Below are 15,738 nucleotides of genomic sequence, written 5' to 3'. Positions count from 1 at the left end.
TTGAAATGATTAATACAAAATGTTGTGATTGTTTTTGGAGGAAATAAAAGGAGAGTTGACAAGTTATTATTGCCTTTAAAATGATGTCTTTTATTTGATATTTGAGGGTGTAAAAGTAAGGTAGAAGAATAGAAAATGAACAAGAAAAAGTCATCTGTATTCAGTAGTTTCAGTAGAAACTAAACTTACTGAAACTACTGAATACAAGTGCTTTGGAGTTTTAAAATGACGCATATCGATAGTACTTTTACATCCAGAAAAAATACTATAGCGATGAGTAAAAATGCAATTCACAATTTCAATCTTTCAATAAAAAATAGTGCTGATATAAAAAGCTCAGAAAACTTAACCGAAGCTATTCTAAAAGAGTTAGCCAAAGTTTCAAAAGAAATGAGCCAGCAAAAAGACATAGTGCAAATATGGCAGGAGCAACAAACCCTAAACGCTACTGCTATTGCAAATAATTCCAGTACCTCAATCGAAGAAGGCGCTATCGATACTATTGCCGAAAAAAACGGAAAACAATTAGTATCGGTAAGCAATACTTCTTCGATTTCTGAGGGAACAATGCCAAATCATATAGTCTCAGCTGGGGAAGGCGCCAACAGCACACTTAAGCAAGTTGGTAATACTTCTTCGGTTTTAGAGACAACAACTTCAAATTCCAGCGCTTCAATCGGAGAAGGCGTTGCAGATACCACTGGCAGTACAATATTGAGTTCAGCCGCATCTGTAAACACTACTTCTCCGACATTAGGAGCAGGAAATAGCGTTTTGAATTTTAGCAATAGTACAACGACTCAAACTTATGGAAATGTAGCAGATCAGCAAACTTTAGCCGTTCCACAAATGCTACAGACAAATAGTGGAGAACCAACTAGAGAAACTGTAATAGCAGAAATCGAAAAGAAATTAACTCAGGCTATTAAGGAAAAAGATTTTGCTGCAATTGCATATTGGACCAGCATTTCTAAGGCTTTTGGTGAAGAAGCTAAAGTTCAGGATTTTGATGGTAAACCAAATAATGCACTGTTTACAGATATGTATGCGATGCTGAAACAATCAAATCAGATACCTATAACTTCTCAAAATTTTAATTGGGATGATGTTCGCAAAAAAATGGTTGAGTCAATTGATAATAATATCCTTAAAGGAAAAATTTCTCAAGCAGGTAAAAATCGTTGGAAATTAATTAAAGAACAATTAAAGAATGAAGCAGTTAATGTTGCCAATCTTTTTGAGCGATACAACGAACTGTTTTTATTACTAAAAGAAGTGGAAGGGCTTGATAAGTTGCCAGGCACCATTACAATAACCACTAAAACCAAGATATATCCTAATTTAAGCGCAGATAGACTTTATGCTGAAATTGGGAAAGAAAATGTTTATGTTTTCTTAAAAGAAATAAATAACAAGGAAATTACGGGAAGAGCGGTAAGGAAAGGAGCTGTTAAAATCAAAAATACTGATGCAACTAAATTTATTGTTGGAGAAAGTCTGGAATTTATTCTTGATGAGGCTCTTATAAAGCAGCATAATGAGTATAAAAAAGAAGACATTAATTGGATAGTTTACAAAGAAAATAAAAAGAAAAAAAACAAAGATCAAGAGTTTATTTTTATAAATGAAGGAACTTCGTTTAGTTATAATTTTGATGCACCAGGAAAATATAAAGTTGAAGCTTACGGTGGAAATCCAGGATCAAATAGTAAGGATAAGGAAGCTGTAAAATTATCTGCTTTTGTAGAAGTAGAAGTAATTGCTCAGGAAATTATAATCGTATCTCCGGCAACTATTAAAACCACTTTTGTAAGACCTTTTACTGAAGAACAGTCATTTAAAGTAACCTTAAAAAATCCTGAAGTAAAAACATTAAATCCACTAAAACTTTATTATCAGATTGCTTATATAAACGCAGATAAAGTAACCACAATTTCAGACGAACAAGAATTGGATTCAACGGGTATTGTTAAGCTTGCTATGCCAAATTTTGGAGAATACAGTATTAAAGTTGTTAGTAAAGATCAATATACTTTGAATCAAAAATACAGTATTAAGACAATCAAAAACTTTATTAATAGCATCGAGATAACAGAGAACAAGGCCGAAAAGGATATTTATTTATGGAATATAACAAATCAAAACCCCATATTTAAAGCTCAAAACTTTAAAATTGAGCCAGCGACTCTGCAAGAAAAACAAAACATTAAATGGCTGGTTTATGATAAAAATGGAAAAATATACGTACCAGATCGTTTACCATTGCAATTAGAAAATAATGATGCAGGAAAGCAATATTTGGTTAAAGGAGAATCTTTTACCTTTTCGATTCCTAAAAAAGAAGGTGAATTTACAATTGAAGCTTATAGTAATGTTAAACAAGGTTCTAAATCAACATCAAGCAAAAAAATATTTGTAAAACATCCGGAAGTAACCGAAGCTTATTGGACTTATAATGACGGCAATAAAAAGAACACATCTGGTTTTGCCGGAGAGATTAATCATATCAAGGCAAGTATTCCAGGATATGTGAATCAAGCGGTAAGAATTAAATTCTATTTAAATGACAGTAAAGTCGTTAATTATCATAATGATACGGCAACAAATGGTGATGGTGAAATCAATAAAATCTTAAAATTTGATGCCAGTTTGCAGAAACATTTTGGACTTAAAAATGGAAAAACTGCCAAAATTAGATTTGAACTCGAAGGAATTCAAAACGGAAATGTGCCCTATTTATTTAAGGAAAATGCCAACGCTTATAAAGAAACTTTATTAAATGTTACCACAAGTGCAAAAATAACGGATGCTTATTTCATGTATGATGGTAATCGTGTAAATCCATTTACTCAAGTTCCTTATGGAGCAAAAGTAACAGGAATAGTTAAGACTTTAAATATGGTTGGAAAAGCTGTGAATTTGAAAATTTATAAAGATGTTCATCATCCCAAACAGAGCACTAAAGTTATTGTAGACAATGAAGGAGTTGCTGTAATTAATTTTACATTAAACAAAAATTGGAAGGAAATAAGCGTACTATCAGGATTGATGGATACATTTTATATTGGAATTGAAGGTGTTGAATCTAAAATTTCTTTGGAGAATGGTTTGAATGCTATTGTAGTAAATGTTAAACATGATGAAAGTAAGAAAGAAAAATTGGATGAAAATAATCCTCAATTAATTTGGGGGGCTAAAGTGAATAAAGAATTTAGAGTGAAAGTTGTACAAATTTGTAAAAAGCTTTGGCCAAAAAATACATTAGAAATGGCAAATGGTCTTATGGCTGTAATGAATAGAGAAACTGGAGGTACCTTTGCTCCACACCAAATTGAAGGTAAAAAATTAGTTCCAAAAGAACAACTTACTAAAGATTCATTTATTACGTATGATAAAAAGGGGAATAGAATTTCACATGCAGTAGGATTAGTTCAATTTACACAAAAAGCACTTACAGATATGGGAGAATACAAAGGAGGTGGAATGGATGTACTTAATGAATTAAAACTTAAGTTTGCAAATATGACCCAATTAGAACAATTAACTAAAGTTGAGGATTATATGAATGCAGTAGCCATTTTACCAACTATCCCGGAAGAGATCTATATGGCTGTTTTTGCTCCTGCATATGTCGGAAGAGGGCTAGATAAAACAATATATGAATTAGGAACAACTAATTATAATGAAAATGCTAGTCTAGATGTCGACAAAACAAAGAATGGAATACAAATAAAAGAATTGATTGATGAGTATTATATTAGTTTAGAGAATGGTAAATATGGTAGAAATATCTGGAGGAATCCATTAGATAGAATGGAGTTGAGAGGATGGTATAGTACTTGGAGACTCAATGATAGTAAATTCGGATATACTCCCACTAGAGATTCAGGAAAACATGAAGGTCTTGATTTATACGCACCAGTGGGAACACCAGTTAGAGCTTGTGTTGATGGTTTAATTGTATTTAACAGTACAGCTGGAGGATATGGAAATACTGTAGTATTGAAAGGTTATTATGAATCAAAATTATATTTTTTCTCATATTCTCATTTGAAAAATAAGAGTGAATTTATAGCTGATAAATCTTGGGTAAAAGCAGGAGAAATTATCGGATATACTGGTAAATCAGGAAACGCAAAAGATTTAACACAAGAAAAAACACATTTGCATTTTGAAGTTAGACCATTAAAAGAATGGGGAGATAAAACAAAAGAATTTAGAGGAAGGGTAGATCCAGTAAAAGAAATTAAAGATTTAATTGTAGATTTGAATCCAAAAAAAGAAAACCAGATATGATCAATTTAACCCAAAAATTTTTTTGTATAATTTCAGCTTTTTTCATATTAGTTTCATGTTCAAAAGAAAAAAATATGTTGGAACCTGAAAAAATTGAAACTTCAGAAAAAATCAAAAGCAGCATACCTGAAAATCTAAAAATTCTTAATACAAAAAAAGTAAACTTAAACAATGATGTTACTATTTTTATATGTTTAACAATCGACAAGACAAAAGGAGAATATAATGAGTATTGGTTTTCAAATAACGAGGAAATTAAATTAATAGATAAGTTTTATTCTGAGTCAAACAAAAAATGGTTTGTAAATATAGATGACGATCCTGCGTTAGAAATGGTGAAAATTATATCAGATGAAGGTTTTGTTGATTGTGCATTTTATGATATTGATAATCAGAATTTAAAATCTAATATTATTTTTAATTTTGATCCAATTATTCTTAATGAGGATAAGAAATATTGGGGATTATCTAATGATATAAGTGATATCATTTTAAAAGATAAAAAACTTTTAACAACTATTGAAAATGGTATTCCTGATTATGAAGAAAAAAAAATGAGCAAAAATCAAAAAAAAACACCTATTATATATTTTAGTAGTGATAAAAAGGATCTTGATATCATGGAAGAAAAAATAGGAAATTTTGAGTTTATGAGTATTGATGAAATTAAGCAAAAGATAAATTAAAAACAAAAAAACTACCTCTAACCAGGTGGTTTTTTTGTTTTAAAAGAATTTCACAGTTTAAAAAGATACTATATTTACTGTAAATCTAATTATATTATATATGCGTCATTTGGTTAGTGCTTTATGTTTTTTTGTTTTTCTTTCTTGTAAAAATAATAAAGCAGATATTGATAAGACTGATAATAAAGATCAGGAAAGCAGTAAAAATAAAATCTCTAAAAAGGCAGGTGACGATTTTAAATCAGCTCCAATTGATTTTTTAGAAGAAAAATATAAACGTAATGGATATAGTCTTCCTGATTATTCTCCGACATTTCCAACCTACTCTTTTTCTGATAAACAATTAGGAATATTTAGTGTTAGTTATATTGGTAAGTCTGAGTTAATTCAAAACTATTGGAATGTTTCAAATTTAAAAGGATTTTTTTCTCAATTTCAAGACATAAATCAAGCTTCGGGTAATTCAAAACTAATAAATGATAAAGTAAGTCAAATTTTAAAGCATAAAACTAATGATTATTTTATTATTGCTGATTTTTTACCAAAAGAATCGATAAAATATTTTGACGATGGATCAGGAGATTTTGAATTAAAGAAAGATGCTCATACGTATTTTTATATTTATGAAAACGACAAATGGGTTTTTATAAAAAAGCTTTTAACTAATAAAATTGATAAAGAAGGGATTTCTCTTTATAATGATCTATTACTAAACGATAAAGTAAAACTTACCACACCAATTTCTGAAAAATTTCTGGGTCAATTTGAAGTTGGTACAAAGGCGAATTAACTAACGAAGGAACGGGACATACCACTTATCACTTTACAATTACAACAAACGGAATTGTATTAAAGTCAGAAGCTTTTAGAGGAGATTATTTATGCGAAGGAAATTATAAAGGAATAGAAAAAGATAATGTTTTAGAGGTTTATTACAATGAGAAAGATGAACGTTGTAAGCAATCAAAACCAAATTATCATATAAAAAAAGATGGAGAGGAATGTTTTATTAAAGGAGTAGGTGGTGAAGCAACTTATAACCAATGGGTAAAGCTGGAACAAAAATAAACTGTAAAGAAAACTACTCTAACAAGTAGTTTTTTGTTTTAAAAGAACACTTTTTTTAAGAGGTAAAAACACTGTTGATTAATAACTTGAATCGATATATTTTTTAGCTACAATTTTTTGGATTTAAAATAGTTATAATTTAAAAGTTGGCACAATTGATACTTCTCCTTTTTGATTCATTAATCCTAATATTTTATTTAAATTTGAAATTCGTCTTTAGCGTTTTAATATGATGGTACGATTATTTTATTTATTCTTTTTTTTTCAATCATTCAGTGTTTATTCCCAGTCTTCAACCAAAGAACTGATAGATGGTTTGAATACTGTAAGTGATCATCAGAAAAAAGTTGATTTGTCGCTGAAAATTGCGTTACTATTGCAAAAAACAGATTGGGATCGAGCCATAAAATATACTGAATTGGCTGAAGCCGAAGCAAAAAAAACAAATGACTCAGAACTTACACTTGCTCATGTTTATGTAGCTTCGGGCAAAATGTATGCTTCAAAAGAGGTGTTTGATGTAGCCTTAAAATATTATCTGAAGGCGCATGATATTTATAAAAGTAAAAATAATATTGAGGAACTGGCGAAATTAGAAAACAATCTCGCAATTATTTATTCACTAGGAAAAAACAAAGAAAAAGCACTACAATATTTCTTAAACGTATATCACTATCAAAAGTCTAAAAATGATTCCGTTAAGCTTGTCAAAATTTTAAATAATATAGGAACAATATATTTAGAAAAAAATGCTGATTCTTCTCTCCATTATTATCATAAAGCCCATTTAATAAATGCAACTCTAAAAGACAATGCTTTAAAAATTTATGTCTGCACGAACTTAGCACGAGCTTATGCTTTGAAAAATGACAAAAAAAATACTGAGTATTATTTTGATCAGGCTTTTTCTTTGGTAGACAAACCGGCTGATAATTTAGTAAAAGCTTTTGTGTATGAATCTTTTTCTCAGTATAAATTAAAAGAGAAAAATTATGATGCTGTTATTATAAATGCAAAAAAGGCACTGGAATTATCGAAACAAAATGTCTATAGTTTTTCAGGATTAAACCTGAATAAAATGCTTTATGAGGTTTATATCAGTAAAGAAGATTATAAAAATGCAGTCTATTATTTTCAGAAATTTAATGCAATCAACGACAGTATAAATGTCGAAGAAAAAGCTGTAAATCTCGAAAGAATTAAGCTGGAACAGGATTACAAAGTCCGAACGCAAATAAAAACACTTCTCGAACAAAAGAGAATATTCAAATATTCTGTAGTTGGATTAGTGTTGGTTGTTGGGATATTGATTTTAATTATTTTACTGATAAGATACCGAAACAAGAATATCAAAAATCAGCTGGAACAAGAGAAATTAAAATCAAAAATGCAGGATTTAAAAGAGAACCTAAAAGCTAAAAATATGGTTCTTGTAGGGAAAGCAATGTCAGAAATCCATCGCACGGATAGTATCAATGAAATACTTACAGATCTTAAACAGATTAAACTTAAAACTATTAACAAAGAAATGCAGCAGGCAATTGATATAGTTTTAAAACGTCTGGAAAAGAATCTGAACATAGATATCTGGAAAGAATTCGAAATAAGTTTTGAACAGGTTCATCAATCTTTTTTTGATAAACTAAAGAACGAGTATCCGTCTCTTACTCCAAAAGACAGAAGATTATGTGCTCTTTTATATCTGGATTTAACTACAAAAGAAATTTCTCAAATTACGGGACAATCCTTTAAAGCGATTGAAAATTCCCGAACAAGACTTCGTAAAAAGTTTGATTTAACTAATGAAAAAGTAAATCTCTCGACACATCTCAATACATTTTAATACTATTAAAGTAAAAAAAAATAAGCCAAGCTAAACAATTGATTTAGTTTGGCTTATTTTTTTTTGAGTGTTTTCTTAGTGGCGCTTTTTTGCCTGTGAGTGTTTTTTGAATAGTTCTTTTTTTCATAAACATATATGTCCATTCTACATTTACCAAGGCGATGTAAATAAATCAAGAATGAACGAGAAGAAGAAAGAAGAATCTCCTAAAAGCTTAGAACAGCTTTTGGACGAAACAAAAACAAAAAAGAAAATCCTTTTAAAGATTCTACAGAAAATAACAAAAGATAATCCTGAAAATCAACTGTCAAATTGATTTTTAGAAATCGCTTTTATGGCTTTGCTATACCATTTAAGGCGTAATTATTAACCAAGCTAACCATAATATTAATTTTAAATTTAAAAAAATGAACCAAATTTACTTCAAGACCAAGTATTTGCTTGTTTTGCTGGGTTTCTTTGCCTGTTCAGTCGGAATGGCTCAGTCTCCTATTCCAAACAAAAAAGGTGGTGCGGCAGAAGGCGCAACAACAAGCAAGACGAAAGATCAGATTTCTAAGAAAACAGCTGACCCAAATTCTAGTCAGGATAATGATCCTAATAACCTCTTTACTCAGAAAGAAGAAAAAGTTAATGGTGTAGAGCTTTCTGCAGCAGACAGTGAAGCAGTAAAGAAACAATTACAGCAAAGTCAGCAATTGTTTGGACAAAAACTAAATTATACTGCTGAGAAAACAAATTCGCAAGATTCAGTTAAAACAAATGTCAGATCATTTGCTAAATCTTCAAATTTAACTGCGAAAAATATCTTCGAAGTTAAAAAAGCAGATTTTGATTTATCTTCATCTGATAAAATGCAGTTAAAATCAATTTCTGATAATCATGGCAGAACCCTTGCTACTTATCAGCAATTTCATAATTCTATTCCTGTTGAAGGAGCAATTTATAAGGTTAGAGAAAACAAAACTAAAATTGATGCATTTGGTTCTACGGCGAAGAGAATGTCAGTTAGCAGCAACTATAAAATAAATGCAGCAGCGGCTTTAGAGATTGCGCTTAGAAAAATAAATGCGAAACAATACATTTGGGAGAGTAAAAAATTAGGTTCATTAGTTCGTAAAGATATTAGCGCAAAACCGCAGGGGGAGCTGGTTTATGTTGGACCTAATTTTTCTTCTGAACTTAAAGACTATTACCTTGCCTGGAAATTTGACATTTATGCAACAAATCCACAATCCAGTCAGACAATTTATGTAGATGCAAACTCAGGAAAAATAATCCTTACTATAGATCTAAATCGAGATGCAAATTATGCAGGTCAAAGTTTAGGAAAAGGCAAAGGACGCTATACTGGCGAAGTTGCTTTTAATACCAAACAATATGCTGATGGTTACAGATTAGAAGGTTTACAAGGAAAATACAAAGTGCCTATGTACACCTGGAATATGAACCACGCTGATAATGCTTCAGATGAGGTAATTACAGAATTTATTGATGAAGATAATATCTGGACAGATTTACATAATAAAAATAATGATGAGGTTGCAATCGATATCCATTGGGGTATGCAAAAAACCATAGAATATTATGGTGAAAAATTTAATCGAAACAGTATCGACGACAAAGGAATGACAATTATTGGTTTAGCGCATTTAGGTACTAATGTCGAAAATGCTTCCTGGACCGGAGGTTGGGCACAATTTGGTGATGGTTATGATACTCCTTATGTTGGTTTAGGGATTACAGCGCATGAATTAACTCACGGAGTAACACGTTTCACAGCTGGTTTGATCTATCAGGGAGAATCAGGTGCTATGAATGAATCTTTCAGCGATATATTTGGTGTAGCTGTTGAGTTTTATGTTGGAAAAGACAAAAGAGAAAATATCTGGATGATGGGTAATGAATTGTACACTCATGGTAGCATGAGAAACATGTCTAACCCAAAAGCTCAGGGGCAGCCAGACACTTACGGAGGAGTAAATTGGGTGAATCCATTAGCTGTTAATTACGATAATGGGGGTGTACATATAAACAGTGGAATCACAAATTATTGGTTTTACCTTTTAAGTGAAGGTGGACAAGGTGTAAACGACCTTAGTAATAGTTACGACGTTAAGGCTATTGGTCTTGCCAAGGCAGAAAAAATCGCCTACATAACGCTTACAGAGTATTTATCTCCTTCTTCAAACTTTAGAGATATGCGCCAGGCAACTTTAATGGTTGCAGAAGATCTATACGGATTAGGTTCTGACGAATACAAGCAAGTTACCAATGCCTGGTATGCGATTGGTATTGGAGCTGCCTATTCAGATACCCAAATATCCGTAGTTTCAGTTGAAAACCCTTCAGTTACTTGTGGTTCTTTAAAAGGGGATGAACCTTTTTATGTTAACATTAAAAATACTGGAACTACTATAATAAAAGCAAACCAAACTTTAAATTACAAATTAAGGTTAATGACAACAGGTTTTGGAGGTAGATATAATGTTATTTACACTAACGATGGTGCTATTAATTTTGATAAAGATCTTGCAGTTGGTGAAGAAAGGACTATAAAAATTCAAGATAAAATCCCTTACATTATAAGTGCAACCATAGTAAACTATGTAGAAATTAAGCTTGATCTTAATCCTATTACAGCTTTTGGCCCAAAAGATGGAGTTTCTTTTGTTTCAAATTTTATAGTTCCACCTTCGCAAAAAGATTTTGACCTAACAGTTGCAGGATTAAATCTTCCGGCATATACAGGAGAAGCTTTGACAGCAAGTCATCCTTTGGCAATTACGATCTATAATTTAGGCTGTCAGGATATACCAGCGGGATCTCAATTAAAGGTAGGATATTTAAATAAACTTCCGGGAAATCAAACCGTATGGAAAGATATTACATTGGACACTGCCTTTAAAGGAAATTCAGAAATAACAATTCCTTTTGACAGTAACATCGATTTATCTGCAGGAGGTTTACACTCCTACGAGGCTTTTGTTACTTATAGCCAAGATCCTGTAACAACTAATAACAGCACCGTAAATTCTATTTACAATGGTATTGTGGTTCAATTTCCGTATTATCAGGACTTTGAAGGAACACCGGGAGGCTGGTATTCAAATTCACTACAAACAAGTCAAAAATTTATATGGCAGCCCTCTGTGTATTCCTTTAGAGATACCAAATCGAAATATTTGTGGGGATGTGTCACGCTTGGAAGTACTGAAAAAATAGCTCCAAATGCTGATTTTGCATTACAATCGCCAATATTTGATTTTACCAATATTGCCTCTCCTTATGCTGAGTTTGATTTGGTAAATGTATTTTATAAAGGATATGACGGATTAATTGTTGAATATTCTGAAGATAATCAAAACTGGAAAAAAGTTGAAGGCATTAATTATCCTGAAACTTTACATTACAATGATTTACTATCAGGACCATGGTTTACCGGGATTAATAATGATTTCAAGAAAAAACCAATTAGAGTACCTTTAGATGAACTTGCGGGTAAGAAAGGAGCTATTCGTTTCCGCGTAGTTATGAGTGATTATAATAGTGGTTTTTTAGGAGCTATTATAGATAATATTACAGTAAGTAATGCGCCATATGATTTGGGAATAATAACAGCAAAAGCGGAAGCTGGAACATGTGATGTTAATAATGATAATGTAACGGTAACTGCTAAAATCGTTAATTATTTCAAAACATCTAAAGAGCAGGTTAATGTAACAGTTAAAATTCTTGATAAAGCACAAAATGAAGTTTATTCAAATGTTGAAAAAGTTTCATTAGAATTTACAAAATACAGGGATACAATAGTGTATTCTATTCCAAATATTAATCTAAAAAGTAATGGTAAGAATACTGTAACAGTTTCTGTTTTTCCAGAAGACGTGACTCAGGATGTTAAGCCAGAAAATAATTCATTGACATTCGGCTTCGATAACTGGAACAATGAAGATATGAAAGTATCTGTACTTCCGTATACAATGGATTTTGAAGATGTGACTCAATATAAAGGATGGAGAACTTCTGAAAATAATAATAGTGGAGGTTGGAAATATGGAACAAGTAAGGAATTAGGATCTCCGGGTTGGTTTCTGGAGGGACGAGATCATTTTATGGCCAGTAATGATGACAAGTGCAATTGTGATGCATCAAACGATATGTTGATTTCTCCTGTATTAGATTTGAGTAATTATAAAGAAGCGCATTTAGTATTTGATGGTTTTGGCGATGGACAGAGACTTTCAGACGGATATGTAAAAGTAAGTACTGATGGAGGTAAAACCTGGGAGCAGGTATTTAAAATGTCTTATATCAATAATTGGATAGAATACCATGTGAATTTAACACCATATGCAGGAAAGCCTTGCGTCCTTGTTGCATTTGTACATGATGATAATGGATTGTTTGCTAACGGTTTTGCAGTAGATAATATTAAAATCAAAGAAACAGCAGATTATTTACAGCTGTCTAATTTAAGTGTAGCAGAAAAAGTGTATGAAGATGCACCTTCGCATCAGTTTTTTATGAGCGTTAAGAATTTATCCTATAATACGGTTAATAATACTACTATCGAATATCAAATTTCTCAAAATGGTAAAGCTATAGGAGAACCAATTGTGTTAAAAAAAGCAGATCAGATATTTCAATATCAAACTATTGTTTGTACAATAAATGGTATTCCGCAGTTACCAGCTGGAAATTATGAAATTAATGTAAAAGCATTTATAGACGGACAGCCAAAAGCTTTGATAGAAAGCCTTAAAGCAACTTTTGAAGTTATTTCAGAAGCTCCAAACTTAGAAGCCGAAACTTTTTCAGATATTCCTGAAGGATTATTATTTGGAACAAAAGGATTTGTTTCAAGCCGTAGTGATAGAACTTTTCCATGGGGAGTTGTGGTTACTCCCGATAACAAATACTTAGGTATTCCTGTTAAAGATCATACTAGAGATGCTTCTGCAAAGATGCTTTACCATCCGCTTGAAAATGGATCTAACTATGGCGAATTAATCTTTCCTCTATATAAGCTGTCTGAAAATGCAACTGCTATGGAGTTCTACTATGCAATCGATAGTAATGCCAGTAATGATCTTATTGTAGATATTAAAACTATAGGAGGTGAATGGAGTGAAGCATGGAAAATCTCTAATCAAGGAAATCATTCAGACAAAGAATGGCAAAAAGGAGTAGTTAATTTAAATAAATATAACGGAAAGTCTGTAATGATACGATTTAGACATTCTTTAATAGATGGGTATTCATATATGGTCTTAGATGATTTAAAATTAATCTCCGATCCTATTATGGATGTATCAGTTCAAATATTGTCACCAAAAGATATCTGCGGCGGATCTGAATTTAAAGTTAAGCTAACCAATGAAGGACAAATTCCAATTGCAGCAAAAGCAATTCAGTTAGATTTAGGATATACAAACACACTTGAAGCTATTTCAGAAGTTGTTGATGCTGGAATTCCTGTGGGAGAAAGTGTAGAGTATACTTTCAAGAAACAACCTACAATGGATACAAGCGGAGACTCCCATGTATTTAATGTTGCTGCAAAATTAGAAAATGACATTGTTCCAACAAACAACGAAATAAAAAACTATATCTATCAAGGCGTATCAGCAGATGTTAAAATATTTGACAATCCAGTAATTCATGGATATGCGGGTAAAAGTTTGTACATAGATGCCGCAACTAATTTTACAGCTAATAAATTAAAAGTTGCTTCATACAAATGGAGTACAGGTGATATTTCTAATGCTATTGAAATAAATAAAGAAGGAGATTACACGGTTACATTAGTAATGAAAAACGGATGTACATTGATAGAAACTCTAACAGCGAAGTTTGATACTTTCGAATCAGAATTGGAAAGTGGAGATCTTTGTGGTCCTGAAGTTGTTTTGTCTCCTGGAAAATACAAATCTTATGAATGGTTTGATGGAACAACAGAACCAACTCGTGTGATAACAGAAAGTGGCGATTATTTTGTGACTGTTTTTAATGAAAATGGCATTGGTAAAACTTTTAGTACTACAATTTCTATTCTTGAAAACAACGTTGTACCGGAAATTCAGCTTGTAAGTGACAAAAAATTAACAGCTTCAGTTGATGCAGTTTCGTACCAATGGTTCTTAAATGAAAGACCAATACCAAATGCAACTGAAAAATCTATTATTGCAATTTGGGAAGGAAATTATAGTCTTCAAACCACCAACAATAATGGATGTAACAGAATTTCGACATCATTTGATTCAAAAGGAATGCTTATGGGAAAAATTACAAATCCTTTCAGAGTATTCCCTAATCCGGCTGTCGATAATGTAAATATCTTCTTGGCGGATAAAATTGAAGGTGAAACAAAAATCAATGTTTACGCCGTAGATGGTAAAGCAGTTTGGAGTAAATCATACACAAGCATGCCATCAATTATTAATCTAAGCGGATTAACTCCTGGAGTATATGTTTTAGACTGTACTGTACAAAACAAAAAGTATACTGCTAAGGTTATTAAGAAGTAACAAAATTACAGATAGAATACGGTAACTCTTGTTGTGAGAGTTACCATTCTTAAAACAAAAATATACTATGAAAAAATATACGCTAATACTGTGCACATTATTTTTAGGTGCGACTTGTATTGCCCAGACTCAAAAAGTTAAATTGGGCGTAAAAGCAGGTTTAAATATTGCCAGTCTTACTTTTGATGAAAGTGAATTAGATTCATCAAGTAAAACTGGATTTACGGCAGGGATTATGGTTGAAATTCCTATGGCAAAAAACTTCTCGCTTCAACCCGAAGTATTGTTCAGTCAGCAAGGAACAAAAAGCTCTTTTTCTGATCTGGATGTAACTAATTCGAACTTTAAAAGCATAATCGAATTGAACTATTTAAACATTCCTGTAATGCTAAAATATTACGTAATAAAAGGATTAAGCATACAAGCAGGACCTCAAATTGGCATACTTTTGAAAGCTAACAATAAATATCAGGATAATTTTTTAGGATATGAAAATCACGAAAGTTTTAACCTGAAAGATTATTCAACAGGAATAGACACTTCTGTAAACTTTGGATTGGGGTATCAATTTAAAGATAAATTTTATGCAGACGCGAGATATAATATTTCTTATTCTAATGTTTTCAAAGAAGGAGATGTGAATCATTTCATCAATAATGATATGAAGAATCGGGTTTTTCAAATATCAATAGGTTATTTTTTTAAATAGAATTAGTTTTTTATACCTATTTCTAAAGCCACTCTAATTTTTATTGGAGTGGTTTTTTTATGGATTTAATAATCAGATATTGAAATAATAGTTGTTCGTAATTTTACAATTTCTTCTCTGGCGGAATAAGTTACTTTGTTTCTATAAAAATTAAACAAATGAAAAAAACTCTTATTTTAAACGGATTATTGATGTTCACCTTTTGGTGTAATGCTCAAACTACAGATTCTGGATTAAAGGCTGCCAGAAAGGCTATAGAAACTAGTAATGAGATCTATGCAGATCTCGCTAATAAAGGCGATGGATCTATCCTTACCAGATATACCGAAGATGCCTGCTTGTTTCCTCCCAATGCTGCACCGTTATGTGGAGCCGCAGAAATCCTTTCCTTTTTTAAAGGTGGACCTAAGGTGCATGTCAAATTTACTATTCAACACTTATATGGAGATGGAAAAACATCTGTAACAGAGGAAAGTTTTTACGAAATGACTGATTTGGAAGGTAAAAAACTAGACGACGGAAAAGTAATTGTCATCTGGAAAAACACAAAAGAGGGTTGGAAGATGTACCGTGACATGTTTAGCAGCAACCATCCGGCGAAATAAA

At 31.6% G+C, this 15,738-nt stretch carries 7 protein-coding genes; all 7 read left to right on the top strand.

Annotated features, from left to right (window positions below):
* Window positions 1-225: 225 nt before the first annotated feature.
* Complete coding sequence (locus CHB81_RS03795; RefSeq protein WP_089350567.1) at window positions 226-4,296, top strand: M23 family metallopeptidase; 4,071 nt, start codon at window positions 226-228, stop codon at window positions 4,294-4,296.
* Complete coding sequence (locus CHB81_RS03790; protein WP_089350566.1) at window positions 4,293-4,982, top strand: hypothetical protein; 690 nt, start codon at window positions 4,293-4,295, stop codon at window positions 4,980-4,982. The genes CHB81_RS03795 and CHB81_RS03790 overlap by 4 nt, the downstream gene beginning before the upstream one ends.
* A 100-nt stretch (window positions 4,983-5,082) precedes the next feature.
* Entirely contained in the window at window positions 5,083-5,772 is a 690-nt protein-coding gene (locus CHB81_RS03785) for a hypothetical protein (RefSeq protein WP_089350565.1), read from the top strand.
* Between the two features lie 507 nt (window positions 5,773-6,279).
* Window positions 6,280-7,893, top strand: coding sequence for a hypothetical protein (locus CHB81_RS03780; RefSeq protein WP_089350564.1), 1,614 nt, complete (start codon window positions 6,280-6,282; stop codon window positions 7,891-7,893).
* A gap of 407 nt (window positions 7,894-8,300) precedes the next feature.
* Window positions 8,301-14,423, top strand: coding sequence for a M4 family metallopeptidase (locus CHB81_RS03775; RefSeq protein ID WP_089350563.1), 6,123 nt, complete (start codon window positions 8,301-8,303; stop codon window positions 14,421-14,423).
* A gap of 67 nt (window positions 14,424-14,490) precedes the next feature.
* Window positions 14,491-15,132 (top strand): porin family protein, encoded by a 642-nt coding sequence (locus CHB81_RS03770; RefSeq protein ID WP_089350562.1) that lies wholly within the window; start codon window positions 14,491-14,493, stop codon window positions 15,130-15,132.
* Window positions 15,133-15,290: 158 nt separating this feature from the next.
* Complete coding sequence (locus CHB81_RS03765) at window positions 15,291-15,737, top strand: hypothetical protein (protein ID WP_254920953.1); 447 nt, start codon at window positions 15,291-15,293, stop codon at window positions 15,735-15,737.
* Window position 15,738 lies beyond the last annotated feature (1 nt).

The organism is Flavobacterium sp. ov086 (genome assembly GCF_900187965.1).
Lineage (GTDB): Bacteria > Bacteroidota > Bacteroidia > Flavobacteriales > Flavobacteriaceae > Flavobacterium.
The sequence above is the reverse complement of the archived record's forward strand: the minus strand, read 5'-3'. Positions and strand labels throughout refer to the sequence as shown.